Below are 15,929 nucleotides of genomic sequence, written 5' to 3'. Positions count from 1 at the left end.
TTTTGCGCAGCGGTATGCCGGGATTACCGGCTTCGGACCTGCAGTGGGTTCTGTCTCAATATTGAAATTTTACATAGAAATGCATATACATGTCCAATTATGGATAATATACAGATGTCGGACAAACTGATTTAATGAAATAAGACTGTGGCTGCAGATATGGCGGCTACGGGATTTGGAAATCAGGGGGGACGGACATGATAAATTATGATCCGCTTTGGGAGACCATGAAAACGCGTGGTGTTTCCCAGTACCGGCTGATCAAGAATTATGGTGTCAGCTCCGGACAGATTAACCGACTAAAGAAAAACGCGTATGTATCCACGCATACGATTGAGATGCTATGCGAGATTTTGGGCTGTAGGGTGGAAGATATCATGCAGTATGAGAGAGAGGAAAATGAAGAGCAGGAATAGATAGAAAGAGAGCATGAAAGTGTTCTCTTTTTTTGATATTGCAGAAAGGAATCAGATTCATCATCATTTAGAAAATAATCCATATCCTCACCCGAAGAAGTTTAGGAAATGGAGAAATTCTAAGCCAGTCGCCAGAAATAAGATTGATTTTTATTGATGCTGATTTATTTGGAATTTGAACAACATAGAAATCTGGGATTTATCGATATTTAGACATATAGAATGTTGACAATAAAGCTCCTATATAGTATTATTTCAAATAACTACTATATAGGAGCTTTTGTGTGGAAATGAATGGCGGATTTCTTGTAACCAAAATAAAACAACTTGGAGACCGTATTTTTGAGAAGATTCTCAGTGAAAAGAATATTGATGCGTTCAATGGAGCCCAGGGGCGTATTCTTTATGTGCTGTGGCAGGAGGATGGAATTCCGATCAGGTCACTCTCAATCAAATGTGGATTAGCGATAACTTCTCTCACTACGATGCTGGAAAGAATGGAAAATCAAGGGCTGATAAGACGCATTCAGTCTGAAACGGACAAAAGGAAAACACTTCTGTTTCTGACTGAGAAAGCACATGCCTTAAAGGACGAGTACGATTCTGTATCTGATGAGATGGGCAGTATTTACTACAAAGGTTTTTCAGAGGAAGAAATTACCCAGTTTGAGGAATGCCTCGACCGTATCAGAAAGAATCTTGAGGAGTGGCAGAAGTTATGAGTATTTGTATCAAAGATCAGATTCAAAATATGAATATCGTCATCGGCTGTACAGTGGGGTGTGCATATTGCTATGCCCGCAACAATGCGAAACGCTGGCATATGATTGATGACTTCACTGACCCTGAATTCTTTCCGGGTAAGCTCAAGATGATGCAAAAGAAACGTCCGCAGAACTTTCTTCTTACTGGTATGAGCGATTTCTCCGGCTGGAAGTCGGAATGGAGAGACGAGGTATTTGCAAAGATCCGTGAAAATCCGCAGCATCAGTTCCTGTTCCTTACCAAGCGACCTGATCTGCTGGAGTTTGATACCGATCTGGGAAATGCATGGTTTGGCGTTACGGTGACGAGAAAAACAGAACTGTGGCGTATTGACGCGCTTCGGGAAAATGTCAGGGCAAAACACTACCATGTTACCTTTGAACCGTTATTCGACGATCCCGGTTCAGTTGACCTTTCTGGAATCAACTGGATTGTTGTCGGCACCATGACCGGAGCTCAGAGCAGGAAGGTTCATACGAAGCCGGAGTGGGCATGGTCTCTGACGGACCAGGCACACGCACTTGGCATCCCGGTGTTTATGAAAGAAGACCTTGTCCCTATCATAGGGGATGAAAATATGATTCAGGAAATGCCGGAAGAATTCAATAAAGTGTTGGAGGTACAGAGAGCATGGCAGAAGTAATCAATGGAATCCTCATTAGTGAGGTGGAAACAAAGAACATCATGACCAAGTCCAGTCTGCCTGTAGGTGGTTACTCGGTCAATCCCTATGTAGGCTGTACACATGCCTGCAAGTATTGCTATGCTTCTTTTATGAAGCGCTTTACCGGACACAAGGAGGAATGGGGCACTTTCCTTGATGTAAAGCATTGGCCGAAACTTAAGAATCCGAAGAAATATGCCGGACAGCGTGTGGTCATCGGTTCTGTGACGGATGGCTACAATCCACAGGAGGAGCAATTCGGGAATACCAGAAAACTTCTGGAGCAGTTAATCGGCAGTGGCGCAGACATTCTGATCTGCACAAAGTCTGATCTTGTGGTGCGAGATATTGATCTGCTGAAGGAGCTTGGACGAGTAACCGTTTCATGGTCGATCAACACACTGGATGAAAATTTCAAGAACGACATGGATTCGGCTTCGAGCATTGAGCGTCGTATTGCTGCTATGAAGCAGGTATATGAAGCAGGCATCCGTACAGTCTGTTTCGTATCCCCGGTATTCCCCGGTATCACGGATTTTGAAGCAATCTTTGAGCGGGTAAAGGATCAGTGCGATCTGTTCTGGCTCGAAAATCTCAATCTTCGAGGCGGTTTCAAAAAGATAATTATGGATTATATCGCTGGAAAATATCCTGATCTTGTATCGCTTTACGATGAAATTTATAACAAGCATAACCGCAGCTACTTTGAAGCACTTGAAGTAAAAGCTGAGGAAATGGCTAAGAAGTATGATTGTCCTTTTGTGGATAATGAAATGCCTTATGGCAGAGTCCAGCAGGGACATCCGGTGATCGTGGATTATTTCTATCATGAGGAAATCCGAGGTTCAGAAAATACAGGAAAAAGAAATCGTTAAGCAGAAATTAACTATACGCTCTATTTGTATTCTTTTCCTCTAAGAAGCAATCCATGCCAGTAGGAATTCACGAAAGCAGCGGTTAACCTCAGTCATGCGTAGCTGGGAGTTTGAGAGCAGATAGATTGTGTTGCCTTCATGACCGGAATCAACCAAAGGTCGACTTATAATCTCGGGATGCGACCATAATGTATTCATATAATCATAGCCGAGATAAATTGCGTTGTTTTTTATCAATAAATCGCGGATTACAGACTCATCCGTAGTTTCAACAAGAATATGGATTTTGCGGTTTAATCCGAGAACATATTTGTCAATCATATTTCTGAAGCATAAATAGGCACGACCTTTGCTGACAATGGTTTGTCCGTCGAGATCAGCAAAGGTTATGTACCTTTTATTTGCCAATGGATGCTGCTGATTCATTATTACACTGTATCTGCTGTAAAACAATGGATCAGCTTGAAACTGTGTTTGTTCAAATGGACCAGTCACAATTGCAAAATTGCATTGCTGAGCAGATAATGCTGAAAGAGCGGTATCGTCAGTGGTATCGACCACGTTTAAAATAATTTGTGGATATTTCTGATGAAACTGTATAACAAAAATAGAAGAGGAGATACTCATATGAAACTAACACAAATTCGCAATGCAACTAATCGTTTGGAATATGCAGGAACAACGTTTTTGATCGATCCATGGCTGGCACCAAAGCACACGCTGTCTTTTGTGGATATACCAGGAATGCCTTATCATATTCCTGATCCGGTGAAAGAAAACCAGCCCATGCCATTCTATGATCTTCCGTTTCCGGTTGAACAGATCATGGAAGACGTTGACGCAGTCATTGTGACACATTTACATCCGGATCATATTGATATTTCGCCTATCGATGGTACTGTAGGTGCTCCTCTGGATAAAAAAATCCAGATCTATTGTCAAAATGAAGAAGATGCCGCTGTACTGGAAAAGTCCGGATTTTCTAGAATTACCGTGCTTCCACTGACCGGATTGAAGGTGGGTAATGCAAAAATAACCAGGATTCCGGCGCAACATGGTACTTATAAGAATTGTGGTGAGGCTATGGGCGTCATGTTTTCTGCTGAGACAGAGAAAACGTTTTATCTTGCTGGTGATACAGTATGGTATTACGGAGTACAGAAGGCAATCAATACGTTTAAGCCAGAGGTTATAGCCTTGAATTGTTGTGCTGCTGAAACAAAGGAAAATGGCCGTCTGATTATGGGTGCTGAGGATGTATGGAATGTTTCGCTGGCAGCACCAGAGGCGAAGCTTTATCTGACACATATGGATAATGTTGCTCATGCATCAGTTACACGCTTTACGATGCGTGGCCAATTAACAGCGTACGGTGTTTCTAACTATGATATGTTGGAAGACGGGGAAGCTGTTGTTTACTAAAAGACAGAAGTTAGTGTTAATGCTTTTGCATTCTCCGGCATATTCTTTTGTGTGTGTCATTTTTTCTGCGAAAAAGATGGAAGAGTTATAACGTACAAAGAGTATTTTGAAAAAATCAGGTTATTGCTGAAGTGTATAGATTCATTAGCAAGGAAGGCTCAAATGGGAAAAGTGCCCATTTGGGCCTATTATTGTATGAATTCATGTGCAGGAGATGAAAATGAATATTCACAAAAATAAGATGCTATGGTATAATACAAGGTGCTGTATTAGGGCTTCTTATGAGAGGAGCTGAAATATAAGAAAAGATTTAAAAAGCAAAGAACTTGGCAAGGGAATATCTCAGGAAAGTACGGGATTATACTCAGCCAGATTTGTAGATCGGTTTGGAAAGAGAAAACATAAACGATTCAAAAAGCTGCAAGAGTGCAGAGCATGGATTGCTGATGCGACTTATGTGGATGAACATAGTGATATTTCAATGCCATCAGATATGTTGGTCGATCATGGTTTGAATATTGGATTGGGATAAAAAAGAAAACAGTCCGTTCAAATACTGTTCGTAATTATACGGAGAGATATATTAAAAATATTAAACCGGTAATTGGGGAGATGCAACTATCAGACGTGAAACCACTTCATTGTCAGAAAATATTTTATAATATGGCAGATCAGGAATATCGTACATCTACAATTGACATACAAAAAACATTTTTACAATATGCAGAAGGTCAAAGCTATGAAAATCAGTATCGTTTTATACTACAAACCGGATTGCGAACAGGCGAATTGGTAGGAGTGAAATGTGAAGATGTCGATTTTATATCCAAAACAATTCAGATTCGCAGAAGTATGGAATATCGTTACAGTGTAAAGGAGTGGCGTATCGGAGAACCAAAGAGTAAATCAGGTTACCGTACGATACCTTTAACAGAAGAAGCGGTTACTATACTGAAAAAACAAAAAGAAAAGAATAAGAGGATTTCAGAAATTTCAACAGAATGGGAAGAATTTGTGTTTCTGTGCCGAAAAGGGACACCAGTCAAGAACAGTACATATGACACAGCGCTGTTTAAAATCTGTGACAAAGCAAAAATTCCAAGATTTTCGATGCATATCTTGAGACATACGTTTGCTACCAGATGTATTGAAGCAGGAATGAAACCGAAAATACTTCAGATGTTACTGGGCCATTCGAATATTGGAATTACGATGAACTTATATGTTCATACTACCGAGGAAGAAAAGAAAAAAGAAATGGACTTGGTAGCAGAAGCACTTATGGCAATGTAATGGCCCACGAAATGGCCTACTTGCAAAAATAAGTATGCTGAAATCCCTTGAAATCAAAGGATTTATAGGAGGAAATAGAAAAAATGAAATTAGGTATCGTGGGTCTGCCGAACGTCGGCAAGAGTACCCTGTTCAACTCCCTGACCAAGGCAGGCGCTGAGTCTGCCAACTATCCGTTCTGTACTATTGACCCGAATGTGGGTGTGGTTGCAGTTCCGGATAACCGTCTGAAGCTGCTTGGGGATCTGTACCATTCCAAAAAGGTAACCCCGGCGGTCATTGAGTTCGTAGACATTGCAGGCCTGGTAAAGGGCGCTTCCAAGGGTGAAGGTCTGGGCAACCAGTTTCTGGCTAACATCCGTGAGGTAGATGCCATTGTTCATGTAGTTCGCTGCTTCGAGGACCCGAACGTAATCCACGTAGAGGGCAGTGTAGATCCGATCCGTGACATTGAAACCATCAACCTGGAGCTGATCTTCTCTGATATCGAGATTCTGGAGCGCCGGATTGCCAAGACATCCAAGTCTGCATTTAACGACAAGTCTCTGGCAAAAGAGGTTGAGGTCTTAAAGGAACTGAAGGCAATCCTGGAGGATGGCAAGCTGGCTTCCGCCTACGAGAATGACGATGAAGATGTGATGACTTTTGTAAATTCCCTGAATCTGTTAACCTGCAAGCCGGTTATTTTCGCTGCAAACGTAGGCGAGGATGATCTGGCTGATGATGGTGATTCCAATCCGCATGTTGCTGCAGTCCGCAAATATGCTGCAGAGAACAACTGTGAGGTATTTGTCATCTGCGCCCAGATCGAGCAGGAGATCGCAGAGCTGGATGATGATGAGAAGCAGGAGTACTTAGACGCACTTGGTCTCAGTGAGTCCGGTCTGGACAAGTTGATCGCGGCAAGCTACCGTCTCCTGGGCCTGATCAGCTACCTGACCTCCGGTGAGGACGAGACCCGTGCATGGACCATCAAGGTCGGCACCAAGGCTCCGCAGGCAGCCGGTAAGATCCATTCCGATTTTGAGCGCGGCTTTATTCGTGCCGAGGTCGTAAATTACCAGGATCTGTTAGACTGCGGTACTTACGCAAAAGCAAAAGAGAAAGGTCTGGTGGGCCTGGAGGGAAAAGATTATGTTGTCAAAGATGGCGATGTGATCCTGTTCCGTTTCAATGTATAAGAGTAAAACAAAAAGGGCGTGCCGGCGGCGCGCCCTTAATTTATGGCAGAAAACAATTTACTGTCATTTCTATCATACAAAAAAGCTCCGGCTCCACACACCCAGGAACCGAAGCTTTTTATATCATTTATAATATTCCAGTCTTATGATTAAGCCATTGCGTTTACAGCTTTAGAGAGGCGGGAAACCTTTCTGGAAGCGGTATTCTTGTGGTATACACCCTTGGTGCAAGCCTTATCGATCTCGGAAATAGCAGCAACTAAAGCGGTCTGTGCAGCAGCCTTATCAGCAGCGGTTACAGCAGCCTCTACCTTCTTGCAAGCAGTTTTCACTTTAGAACGGATAGCTTTGTTTCTTGCAGCCTTGGTCTCGTTTACTAAGATTCTCTTTTTAGCAGATTTAATGTTAGCCAATCTGGGCACCTCCAATTAAACAAATTATGATTTATAGTCTTTGGTTTGCATCAAAGTCTGGACACGGACAGTTCAATGTAAACATACTATTGCATTCTAACTAATCCGGCACAAAATGTCAATACATAAATTGCTTCTTTTTGCGAAAAAATAAGGAAAATCGTGTTGGCAAGGTGGAATGCGGCAGGCACAGAATAAGCGGGAAAAGGACATACCCCGGAAAAGAATGAGCCGTATGCAGATATGGAAAAGAGGTAGTGCAGAATGAAAAGAAATAAAGAAACAGAGCAGAAGAAACAGGCAGCTGGGAATTATCCGGATTTCGAGGTCCGCACGGATCTTGCCGTGGAGGAGCAGGAGCGGTTCCCGGGAGATGGAGGGGAAATCTCCGGTGTTTCCCTGCGGAAATGGCGGGAGTGCCATTCAGATATCCGTATGACGGAAGTAAAAATTCTGGATGAGCATGGTGCTGAAACTATGGGGAAACCAGTGGGGACTTACCTGACTCTGGAGGCGGATGCCCTGGCGAAAAAGGATAAAAGTTACCATGAAGAGGTATCGGCAGAGCTGGCGGGACATCTGCGTACCCTGATCCGGCAGATGACCGGGAAACGGGAGACGGAACGGAACATTCTGGCAGTAGGCCTGGGAAACCAGGATGTGACGCCAGATGCTTTGGGACCGAAGGTGCTGAGCAACCTGCAGATGACCCGGCATCTGCAGGGAGAATACGGAAATGAATTTTGCAAAAAGCACAATTTCCCGGTTTTGAGTGGCATTGCGCCCGGTGTCATGGCTCAGACCGGCATGGAGACAGCAGAAATTCTGAAGGGAATCATACAGGAGACAAGGCCGGATTTTCTGATTGTGGTGGATGCCCTGGCGGCCCGAAGCATCCGAAGGCTTGGAACTACCATCCAGCTCACCGATACCGGGATTCGTCCGGGATCCGGTGTTGGAAACCACAGGCAGAGCCTGACAAAGGAAAGCCTTGGCATTCCGGTGCTGGCAGTCGGAGTACCAACGGTGGTAGGGGCGGCGGCTATTGTCTATGATACGGTAGATGCCATGACCGGAACATTGAAAAAGAACCGGGCTACACGCGGACTTGGAACCTATATGGAGGGTCTGGGTCCGGAGGAGCAGTATCTTTTGATCCGGGAACTTCTGGCACCGGAGTTTGGAAGCCTTTATGTAACACTGCCGGATATGGATGAGCGGATCCGAACCTTAAGCTATACCATCTCAGAAGCAATTCATGAAGCGGTATTTCCTGAAAAAGAAGAGATGTAAATGTTAACCATGAAAATATTTAAAGTTGACAATTTGACTGCGGGTTGCTATACTGTGATCGTTTTTAACAGGAAACATACAGGAAGGGGACAGAGGCCATGAGACAGGAGCGGCTTATGATGCTGGAAAAAACACTTTCTGAATTGCACGGATACCGGGGATGGATGATCGGGAAATGCCGTTTTTCCTTTGGAGGAGAAGAAAAGCCTGCAGAAGCACCTGGGCCTTTGCAGCAGAGCTGTCATCTTGATGTGCTGCGCTCGGACCGGCGGCTTGCGGAGGTGGAGATCACAAATCCGCTAACGGGTGACCAGCTTCGTGTGATGCTTGTTCGTGCGTTTCCCAAAATGAAGAGTGGGACAGAGAAAGCAGCTGATGAGGCTGCCGGAAAGCAGAAGCTGGATACAGAACCGGGGGACGGCCGGACAGCAGCGGAGAACCAGCAGCTCATGAAAGCAGAATTTCCTCAGAAAACCGGCGAAGCATTCCTGCCAACATCAGAGGAAATAAGCATGTATCTGCACGCTTCTGAAGATGAAAACCCCATCCACCAGGGCAAAGCAGCCGTGGTTCCCGGATTTCTCATGGTGAACCGCATCCTGGAAGGATATGGGGACTGCATTGAGGCATCGGTCCGGTTTTACCTGCCTCTCCGATGCCAGGAACCGGCAGAGCTGGTCGAAAAGAAAACAGGAGAACAAAGCCGGACTGTGGAGCTTTTCACAGACCGGGGACGCATCCTGCAGATGAAGCTGCAGGGGAAGGACGAAGGAGGAAAACAATTATGAACATAACAGCCGGAACAATGGCAAAGAAAGAAACAATCTGGACGACATTTGGAATCACCACCATGGCGCTGATGACGACCATGCTGATCGTTTCTACATACATAAAGATTCCGCTCCCATTTTCAACCGCCAGCATCACGGCTCAGACTCTGGTGGTCAATCTGGTCGGCCTGCTGTTTGCGCCGCTCCAGATCGTGGCTATCATGACAAGCTGGATTCTCTTAAATGTTCTGGGAATCGGCGGATCTCTCGGAAAACTTCTGGGACCGACCGGCGGATATCGTTACGGCTTTGCAGCGGCGGCTATTCTTACTTCCCTGTTCTGCCGGAAGGTAAAGAATTTAAAGGCACAGACTGCATTTCTGGTCTTTGCGGGAATTCCGGTCATCTACCTGTTTGGAGCAGTTCAGATGAAGGCAGTGACAAAACAGCCGTGGCAGGCCATTATGGTGCAGGCAGTGCTTCCGTTTATTCCGCTGGATGTTGTAAAGTGTTTTGTGGCAGCCGGTATTGCAAAGATCCTGCGCCGTGTTGTGCCGCAGTTTTAAGTATGTAAACAGGGAGAATGTGCATGGAAAAGGTTTGGATCCTTGGAGGAATGCGAAGCTTTATCGGTGTGAAGGACCGGATGTACCGGAATGTGCCGGCAGAGGTTCTGGGAGCGGAGGTGCTCAGGGCTGTCATTGAAAAATACCAGCTTGCAGAGTGTGATATTGATTTTATCATCGGAGGAAATGCAGTGGGTGGGGGAGGAAACATGACCCGCCTGGCCGCGCTGACCGCGGGTCTTGAGCAGGAGATTCCGGCGGTAAGCCTGGATCTGCAGTGTGGTTCCGCCCTGGAGGCAGTCACCCAGGCAGCAGCAAAGATCGAGAGCGGTCTGGCGGATCTGGTGCTTGCAGGCGGTATGGAAAGCTCATCCACCCAGCCGCTCCGGATGTGGAATCCGAACCATCCGAACTACGAGAAGGACAAGGTGTGGACGGTGGCGCAGTTTATACCGGGGCAGCAGGGCGAGCAGGTCATGCTGGAAGGAGCAGAGCGCACCGCAATATCGGAGCACGTGACAAAAGAAGAACAGGATTTCTGGGTGCTGGAGAGCCACCATCGGGCAGCAAGGACCGTGCAGAAGGGCCTTTTATCGGACATTCAGGTATCGGTGGCGGGAAGTCGGAAGGATGAAGGCATCCGTGCCTCCATGAGCCAGAAGCTCATGGACCGCCTTCCGCATCTTCTGCCGGGCGGCTGTGTGATCCACGCAGCCAATGCCTGTCTGATGCATGACGGCGCGGCCTTTGTGGCGCTTTGTTCCGAGGAGTATGGAAAACGTCATAACCTGACTCCGGCGGCGGTGCTGCGTTTCGGGACTGCTGTGGGCGGTGACCCGCTCATGAGTCCGAAAACCGCGGTTCTGGCAGTGGAAAAGCTGTTGAAAAAGACTGGGCTTACATACGGACAGATCGATGCTTTTGAGGTAAATGAAGCCTTTGCGGTGATTGATGTGCTGTTTGAGCGGGCCTTCCCGGGAACGAGAGAACGCTATAACCGGTTTGGCGGTGCGCTGGCCTATGGACATCCTTATGGAGCTTCCGGAGCGCTGCTGCTCCTGCATCTTTTGAAATCCCTGGAATCCTGCAGCGGACAGTATGGTATTTGTTCCGTGGCGGCGGCCGGAGGCATTGGAAGCGCAATTCTGGTGGAGCGGATATAAAGCCAGGGGACAGTCTGGGAAGAAGGGAAAGAAAATGTTGACAAATTATCTGGAAATGATTCAGTCAGTGGAGCGGGACCGGGAGGCCCTGCTCTTTTCTGACCGTGTTTATACCTATGGAAATCTGGCGGACCTGGCATTGGAAAAACAAAAGCAGCTCCATCTGGAAAATAGAAAACAGCAGCTTGCTGTGATCCGGGAATCCTCCATTCTGGAGCAGCTTGTGGCATTTCTGGCCTGTCAGGGAACCGGGGCAGTGCCGCTTATTGTTCCAAACGACACAACGGTGCCGGATGCTTTTTTTGAGATAAAAATTCCGGATGAAGCCTGCATGGCCGTTATGACATCTGGCACCACTGGGAGCGGGAAGCTTTTGTTCCGTACCTTTGAGAGCTGGTATGGATATTTTGAAACCCAGAACCGGATTTTTGGCATAAGCGGAGAAAGCCGTCTGTTTGCACAGGGAAGCCTGGCATTTACCGGGAATCTGAATCTGTATCTGGCACAGCTTTCAGCAGGGGCCGCAGTGATTGCCTGCGACCTGTTTGATCCGAGACTCTGGAAGCAGCAGCTGGAAGCATACCGGGCAGATGGAATCTATCTGATCCCGGCAAAGCTGCGGGCACTAAAGCAGGTGTATGAGCGGGAGCGGGAACCGGAAAAACAGACAAACAGGCATATCCGGCTGATCCTGAGCGGCTCCCAGAGCTTTGGCGGCGCGGAAGCACTGGCAGTTCAGCGTATCTTCCCGCATGCGGATCTGATCCTGTATTACGGCGCAAGTGAGCTGAACTATGTAAGCTATGTTCATGGCCGGGATATGGGGGAAGATAAAACCCTGATCGGCAGAAAGTTCCCGGATGTTGACATCTGCCTGAAGGATGGCAGGATTCATGTAACAACGCCATACGGAGTGGTGGGGGCAGGCACGGATACCTTTGTGGGGGATTATGGTCACTGGGATGAAGCGGGAAATCTTTACTTTGACGGCCGCAGAGATGATATCTGCAATATTAATGGAAGAAAGATTTCATCCGTGAGGGTGGAAAATGCCATGCTGGACGTGCCTGGTGTGAAGGAGGCTGCGGTGAAAGCGTCATCCCGGGGCGGCCATGATACACTGATGGCCTGGGTGGTGTTGGATATGCCGACAGCCGGAACCGGACCGGAAGCTGAAAGACCGCTGCAGAAGCAGGAAATGAAACGAAAGATCCGGAATCATCTGATTCAAGTACTTTCTGCCAGTGAGATCCCGCAGGGAATCCTGTTTCTGGAAGCGCTTCCGAAAAATGAGAGCGGAAAAGTCCGGAAACGTGATCTGATATAAAAATACAGCATATTGATAACTTGTAATGCCGCGGATTCTATGATATATTGGTATCCGTGGCATTTTGCCAATTTACGAGAGAAAAGAGAATGTTATGTTACAGTATCTGATTGTATGCCCGCTTGTGTTTCTGGCGGGATTTGTTGATTCCATTGCAGGCGGAGGCGGTCTGATTTCCCTTCCGGCCTACATCATTGCCGGAGTTCCGGCGCATTATGCCCTGGGTACGAATAAAATATCATCTACACTGGGAACCAGCATCGCCACATGGCGGTATCTGAAGCACGGATATCTCAAAGACAAGCAACTGATCTGGACGGTGCTGTGCGCCTGCCTGGCAGCCATTGTGGGTTCCTACATTGGATCCAGTCTTTCTCTTATGGTGAGTGATACCGTGATCAAGCATATGATGATGGTAGTGCTTCCAATCGTGGCATTTTATGTGCTGCGGAATAAGAACATGGGTGCAGAGACCGAACAGAAAAAGCTGTCGAATAAGGCGGTACTGCTCATCTGTATAACGGCAGCTCTGGTGATTGGTATGTATGACGGTTTTTACGGACCGGGAACCGGAGCCTTTTATCTTCTGGTCCTGACCGGAGCTGCGCATCTGAATGTGTATGAGGCATCGGCTATGACCAAGGTACTGAATCTGACCTCCAACGTCATGGCCCTGACGAACTTTCTGCTCAATGGAACCGCGTATTACGGCCTGGGACTGGCTGCAGCCGCGTTCTGCATTGCAGGAAATTACATTGGTTCCGGCCTGGTGGTAAGCAATGGACAGAAGATAGTCCGTCCGGTCATCCTCATTGTGCTGGCTATTTTATTCATCAAGATTTTAATGGGAATCTGATCATAATGTATATATGAAAAAGGAGAATTTCTATGAAGTGGACCAAATTTACCTTAAAGACCACCACGGAAGCTGTTGATCTGATCAGCAGCATGCTGGACGAGATCGGTATCGAGGGTATTGAGATCGAGGACAATGTACCGCTGTCTGACGCAGACACCAAGGGTATGTTCATCGACATCCTCCCAGAGCTTCCGCCGGATGACGGCACCGCAAAGGTAAGCTTTTATGTGGAGGATTTAAGCAATCTGGAGAACATCATCCATCAGGTGAACGCAGGACTCGATGAGATCGCGGAATTTGTGAATGTGGGTGAGCGCAGCTTAAGCGTTTCAGAGACTGAGGACAAGGACTGGATCAACAACTGGAAACAGTATTTCAAACCGTTTACCGTAGATGATATCCTTATCAAGCCAACCTGGGAGACCATCCCGGAGGAGCATAAGGACAAGCTGCTTATTCAGATTGACCCGGGTACCGCGTTTGGTACCGGTATGCATGAAACCACCCAGCTGTGCATCCGCCAGCTGCGCAAATATGTGAACGCCGATTCTGAGATCATTGATGTGGGAACCGGAAGCGGTATTCTGGGTATTGCGGCCTTAAAGCTGGGCGCAAAGAGTGTGTTCGGCACAGACCTGGATGAGAACGCTATCGTGGCTGTGGGCGAGAACCTGGAATCCAACAACATTCCGGCAGACCGTTTCCATGTGGTTCAGGGCAACATCATCGATGATCAGGCTATTCAGGACCAGGCTGGTTACGAGTGTTATGACATTGCGGCAGCCAACATTCTGGCTCCGGTCATCATTATGCTGCAGGGAGAAATCTGCAAACACATCAAGCACGGCGGCATGTTCATCACCTCTGGCATCATCAACACCAAGGAGCAGGATGTCAAGGATGCCATGAATGCCAATCCGGAGCTTGAAATCGTGGAAACTACCTACCAGGGCGACTGGGTATCCATTACCGCCCGCAGAAAATAAGGAGCAGCAGCGTGTATCATTTTTTTGTAACACCGGCACAGATCATGGATGGCTATGCCGTGATCACCGGTCAGGATGTGAATCATATCCGTAATGTCCTGCGCATGAAGCCAGGAGAGCAGGTGGGAATCCGCGACGGTATATCCCGCAGCTATATCTGTGAGCTGGAAGCCATTGAAGAAGAGGAGATCCGGGCAAAAATCCTGACGGAGGATACCAACTTAAGTGAGCTTCCGGCAGAATTGTACCTGTTTCAGGGCCTTCCCAAGAGCGACAAGATGGAACTTATTATTCAGAAGGCTGTGGAGCTGGGAGTGCATGAGGTTATTCCGGTGGCTACCCGCCGTGCAGTGGTGAAGCTGGACCGGAAAAAGGAGGAATCCAGGCTGAAGCGCTGGAACGCCATTGCGGAGAGCGCAGCCAAGCAGTCCGGACGCATGATGATTCCCCAGGTGCACAGTGTGCTGACCATGAAGGAGGCCTTTGCCTATGCAAAAGGATTTGATGTCAATCTGATCCCCTATGAGCTGGCAGAGGGCATGAAAGAGACGAAAGCCATTCTGGATCAGGTAAAGCCCGGTATGCGTGTGGGCATCTTTATCGGTCCGGAGGGCGGCTTTGATGTAGAGGAAGTGGAAGCAGCCATGACGGAAGGCATCCATCCCATCACTCTGGGACGGCGCATCCTGCGGACTGAGACCGCGGGCATGACTATGCTTTCCATCCTGATGTTCCAGTTAGAACAGTAAATATAATAGGAGTATTATGCAATGGAAGCATATTTTGATAATTCAGCTACCACCAAGGTCCTGGACAGCGTGAAGGACATCGTGGTAAAAACAATGACAGAGGACTATGGCAATCCGGCTGCCAAGCACCGCAAGGGCATGGAGGCAGAGCAGTACATCCGCGATGCACGGAAAATTATCGCGGATACCATGAAGGTGCAGGAGAAGGAAATCCTGTTTACTTCCGGCGGTTCCGAGTCCAACAACATGGCACTGATCGGCGCAGCCTGGGCGAACCAGAGAGCCGGAAAGCACATCATCAGTACCTCCATCGAGCATCCGTCTGTATACAATCCGCTGGGGGTGCTGGAGGAACTGGGCTTTGAAGTGACCATTCTTCCGGTTGACCATGATGGCCACATCAGCCTGAAGGAGCTGGAGGAGGCCATTCGCCCGGATACCATTCTGGTTTCCACCATGTATGTGAACAATGAGGTGGGAGCTGTGGAGCCGGTGGAGGAAATCTCAAAGATTATTAAGGCAAAGAATCCGTCCACCCTGTATCATGTGGATGCCATTCAGGCCTATGGCAAGTATGTGATTCGCCCGAAAAAACAGGGCATTGACCTGCTTTCCGTCAGCAGCCATAAGATCCACGGACCGAAGGGTGTCGGATTCTTATACATCCGCAATGGCGTGAAGATCAAACCGCTCATCTACGGAGGCGGCCAGCAGGCAGGCATGCGTTCCGGCACTGAGAATGTTCCGGGCGTGGCAGGCTTTGGCGCTGCCGCAAAGGAGATGTACACGAACCATGCGGAAAAGGTACAGAAGCTCATTGAGCTCAAAGACTATATGACCGACCGTCTGGGCGAAATCGAGGGAACGGTCATCAACAGCAAAAAGGGCGAGGCGAGCGCGCCGCAGATTGTGAGCGTCAGCTTTGAGGGCGTGCGCAGCGAGGTGCTTCTGCATGCGCTGGAAGACAAAGGTGTTTATGTTTCTTCCGGTTCCGCATGTTCTTCCAACCATCCGGGTATCAGCGGAACCTTAAAGGGTATCGGTGTGGCACAGAAACTTCTGGACTCCACCATCCGCATGAGCTTTGGCATGTTCAACACGAAAGAAGAAGTAGATTACACCATTGATGTATTAAAGGAGCTGGTTCCGGTCTTGCGCCGTTACCAGAGAGGATAACTAAGAAAGGA

Annotated in this window: 18 protein-coding genes and 1 pseudogene; 17 read left to right on the top strand and 2 right to left on the bottom strand. The window is 47.6% G+C overall.

The genetic code is table 11. The features are described from left to right. Positions 1 to 197 precede the first annotated feature (197 nt). The 4 genes from DWY84_RS14410 to DWY84_RS14395 all read left to right on the top strand — a co-directional run bounded on the left by DWY84_RS14410 (position 198) and on the right by DWY84_RS14395 (position 2,720). The gene (locus tag DWY84_RS14410; RefSeq protein ID WP_118534045.1) at positions 198 to 416 is read left to right on the top strand and encodes a helix-turn-helix transcriptional regulator; all 219 of its coding nucleotides are present in this window, start codon (positions 198 to 200) and stop codon (positions 414 to 416) included. Between the two features lie 284 nt (positions 417 to 700). Further along, positions 701 to 1,138, top strand: coding sequence for a radical SAM mobile pair system MarR family transcriptional regulator (locus tag DWY84_RS14405; protein ID WP_118534044.1), 438 nt, complete (start codon positions 701 to 703; stop codon positions 1,136 to 1,138). Further along, positions 1,135 to 1,824 carry a radical SAM mobile pair protein A gene (locus DWY84_RS14400; protein WP_118534043.1) on the top strand — a complete coding sequence of 230 codons (690 nt, stop codon included), beginning with the start codon at positions 1,135 to 1,137 and terminating at the stop codon, positions 1,822 to 1,824. The genes DWY84_RS14405 and DWY84_RS14400 overlap by 4 nt, the downstream gene beginning before the upstream one ends. After that, positions 1,812 to 2,720 (top strand): radical SAM mobile pair protein B, encoded by a 909-nt coding sequence (locus DWY84_RS14395; protein WP_118534042.1) that lies wholly within the window; start codon positions 1,812 to 1,814, stop codon positions 2,718 to 2,720. Before DWY84_RS14400 ends, DWY84_RS14395 begins: the two co-directional genes overlap by 13 nt. A 39-nt stretch (positions 2,721 to 2,759) precedes the next feature. Here DWY84_RS14395 and DWY84_RS14390 read toward each other — a convergent pair whose 3' ends face one another. Beyond that, on the bottom strand, positions 2,760 to 3,347 hold the full coding sequence (locus DWY84_RS14390; RefSeq protein WP_118534041.1) for a LysR family transcriptional regulator substrate-binding protein: 588 nt from the start codon (positions 3,345 to 3,347) through the stop codon (positions 2,760 to 2,762). Between DWY84_RS14390 and DWY84_RS14385 the strand changes: the two genes are divergently transcribed. The 4 genes and pseudogenes from DWY84_RS14385 to ychF all read left to right on the top strand — a co-directional run bounded on the left by DWY84_RS14385 (position 3,348) and on the right by ychF (position 6,616). Next, positions 3,348 to 4,142, top strand: a complete 795-nt coding sequence (locus DWY84_RS14385; RefSeq protein ID WP_118534040.1) for an MBL fold metallo-hydrolase — start codon at positions 3,348 to 3,350, stop codon at positions 4,140 to 4,142. A gap of 486 nt (positions 4,143 to 4,628) precedes the next feature. Continuing rightward, positions 4,629 to 4,745 (top strand): annotated as a pseudogene (locus DWY84_RS18085) (hypothetical protein); the annotation flags it as partial. Between the two features lie 60 nt (positions 4,746 to 4,805). Next, on the top strand, positions 4,806 to 5,435 hold the full coding sequence (locus DWY84_RS17835) for a site-specific integrase (protein WP_243024873.1): 630 nt from the start codon (positions 4,806 to 4,808) through the stop codon (positions 5,433 to 5,435). 83 nt (positions 5,436 to 5,518) lie between these two features. Further along, a complete protein-coding gene (ychF, locus tag DWY84_RS14370; protein WP_118534039.1) occupies positions 5,519 to 6,616 on the top strand; it encodes a redox-regulated ATPase YchF in 1,098 nt (365 codons plus the stop codon). Positions 6,617 to 6,765: 149 nt separating this feature from the next. Here ychF and rpsT read toward each other — a convergent pair whose 3' ends face one another. After that, a complete protein-coding gene (rpsT, locus tag DWY84_RS14365; protein WP_118534038.1) occupies positions 6,766 to 7,029 on the bottom strand; it encodes a 30S ribosomal protein S20 in 264 nt (87 codons plus the stop codon). A gap of 264 nt (positions 7,030 to 7,293) precedes the next feature. Here rpsT and gpr point away from each other — a divergent pair, with 264 nt between their 5' ends. The 9 genes from gpr (at position 7,294) to DWY84_RS14320 (ending at position 15,918) form a co-directional block, all read left to right on the top strand. Beyond that, the gene (gene gpr / locus DWY84_RS14360) at positions 7,294 to 8,322 is read left to right on the top strand and encodes a GPR endopeptidase (RefSeq protein WP_118534037.1); all 1,029 of its coding nucleotides are present in this window, start codon (positions 7,294 to 7,296) and stop codon (positions 8,320 to 8,322) included. 116 nt (positions 8,323 to 8,438) lie between these two features. Continuing rightward, positions 8,439 to 9,110 carry a hypothetical protein gene (locus tag DWY84_RS14355; RefSeq protein WP_147354302.1) on the top strand — a complete coding sequence of 224 codons (672 nt, stop codon included), beginning with the start codon at positions 8,439 to 8,441 and terminating at the stop codon, positions 9,108 to 9,110. Then, positions 9,107 to 9,658, top strand: coding sequence for a biotin transporter BioY (locus tag DWY84_RS14350; RefSeq protein WP_243024872.1), 552 nt, complete (start codon positions 9,107 to 9,109; stop codon positions 9,656 to 9,658). Before DWY84_RS14355 ends, DWY84_RS14350 begins: the two co-directional genes overlap by 4 nt. A 23-nt stretch (positions 9,659 to 9,681) precedes the next feature. Continuing rightward, positions 9,682 to 10,821, top strand: coding sequence for a thiolase family protein (locus tag DWY84_RS14345; protein WP_118534035.1), 1,140 nt, complete (start codon positions 9,682 to 9,684; stop codon positions 10,819 to 10,821). Between the two features lie 34 nt (positions 10,822 to 10,855). Beyond that, on the top strand, positions 10,856 to 12,148 hold the full coding sequence (locus DWY84_RS14340) for an AMP-binding protein (RefSeq protein ID WP_178716629.1): 1,293 nt from the start codon (positions 10,856 to 10,858) through the stop codon (positions 12,146 to 12,148). Positions 12,149 to 12,242: 94 nt separating this feature from the next. Continuing rightward, positions 12,243 to 13,004, top strand: a complete 762-nt coding sequence (locus tag DWY84_RS14335) for a TSUP family transporter (protein WP_118534033.1) — start codon at positions 12,243 to 12,245, stop codon at positions 13,002 to 13,004. Between the two features lie 32 nt (positions 13,005 to 13,036). After that, complete coding sequence (prmA, locus tag DWY84_RS14330) at positions 13,037 to 13,993, top strand: 50S ribosomal protein L11 methyltransferase (RefSeq protein WP_118534032.1); 957 nt, start codon at positions 13,037 to 13,039, stop codon at positions 13,991 to 13,993. An 11-nt stretch (positions 13,994 to 14,004) separates the two neighbouring features. Next, positions 14,005 to 14,742: a 16S rRNA (uracil(1498)-N(3))-methyltransferase gene (locus DWY84_RS14325; RefSeq protein ID WP_118534031.1), complete on the top strand. Its 738-nt coding sequence runs from the start codon at positions 14,005 to 14,007 to the stop codon at positions 14,740 to 14,742. Between the two features lie 21 nt (positions 14,743 to 14,763). Further along, positions 14,764 to 15,918: a cysteine desulfurase family protein gene (locus DWY84_RS14320; protein ID WP_118534030.1), complete on the top strand. Its 1,155-nt coding sequence runs from the start codon at positions 14,764 to 14,766 to the stop codon at positions 15,916 to 15,918. Positions 15,919 to 15,929: the final 11 nt, after the last annotated feature.

This window comes from Clostridium sp. AF27-2AA, from assembly GCF_003478505.1.
In the GTDB taxonomy this organism is placed as follows: Bacteria; Bacillota; Clostridia; order Lachnospirales; family Lachnospiraceae; genus Brotaphodocola.
The sequence above is the reverse complement of the archived record's forward strand: the minus strand, read 5'-3'. Positions and strand labels throughout refer to the sequence as shown.

Bases quoted from the DNA above. Each gene is read 5' to 3' on its own strand.
- DWY84_RS14410 (WP_118534045.1), top strand. From the start codon at position 198: ATGATAAATTATGATCCGCTTTGGGAGACCATGAAAACGCGTGGTGTT.
- DWY84_RS14400 (WP_118534043.1), top strand. From the start codon at position 1,135: ATGAGTATTTGTATCAAAGATCAGATTCAAAATATGAATATCGTCATC.
- DWY84_RS14395 (WP_118534042.1), top strand. From the start codon at position 1,812: ATGGCAGAAGTAATCAATGGAATCCTCATTAGTGAGGTGGAAACAAAG.
- DWY84_RS14390 (WP_118534041.1), bottom strand. From the start codon at position 3,347: ATGAGTATCTCCTCTTCTATTTTTGTTATACAGTTTCATCAGAAATAT.
- DWY84_RS14385 (WP_118534040.1), top strand. From the start codon at position 3,348: ATGAAACTAACACAAATTCGCAATGCAACTAATCGTTTGGAATATGCA.
- DWY84_RS17835 (WP_243024873.1), top strand. From the start codon at position 4,806: ATGGCAGATCAGGAATATCGTACATCTACAATTGACATACAAAAAACA.
- ychF (WP_118534039.1), top strand. From the start codon at position 5,519: ATGAAATTAGGTATCGTGGGTCTGCCGAACGTCGGCAAGAGTACCCTG.
- gpr (WP_118534037.1), top strand. From the start codon at position 7,294: ATGAAAAGAAATAAAGAAACAGAGCAGAAGAAACAGGCAGCTGGGAAT.
- DWY84_RS14355 (WP_147354302.1), top strand. From the start codon at position 8,439: ATGATGCTGGAAAAAACACTTTCTGAATTGCACGGATACCGGGGATGG.
- DWY84_RS14350 (WP_243024872.1), top strand. From the start codon at position 9,107: ATGAACATAACAGCCGGAACAATGGCAAAGAAAGAAACAATCTGGACG.
- DWY84_RS14345 (WP_118534035.1), top strand. From the start codon at position 9,682: ATGGAAAAGGTTTGGATCCTTGGAGGAATGCGAAGCTTTATCGGTGTG.
- DWY84_RS14340 (WP_178716629.1), top strand. From the start codon at position 10,856: ATGTTGACAAATTATCTGGAAATGATTCAGTCAGTGGAGCGGGACCGG.
- DWY84_RS14335 (WP_118534033.1), top strand. From the start codon at position 12,243: ATGTTACAGTATCTGATTGTATGCCCGCTTGTGTTTCTGGCGGGATTT.
- prmA (WP_118534032.1), top strand. From the start codon at position 13,037: ATGAAGTGGACCAAATTTACCTTAAAGACCACCACGGAAGCTGTTGAT.
- DWY84_RS14320 (WP_118534030.1), top strand. From the start codon at position 14,764: ATGGAAGCATATTTTGATAATTCAGCTACCACCAAGGTCCTGGACAGC.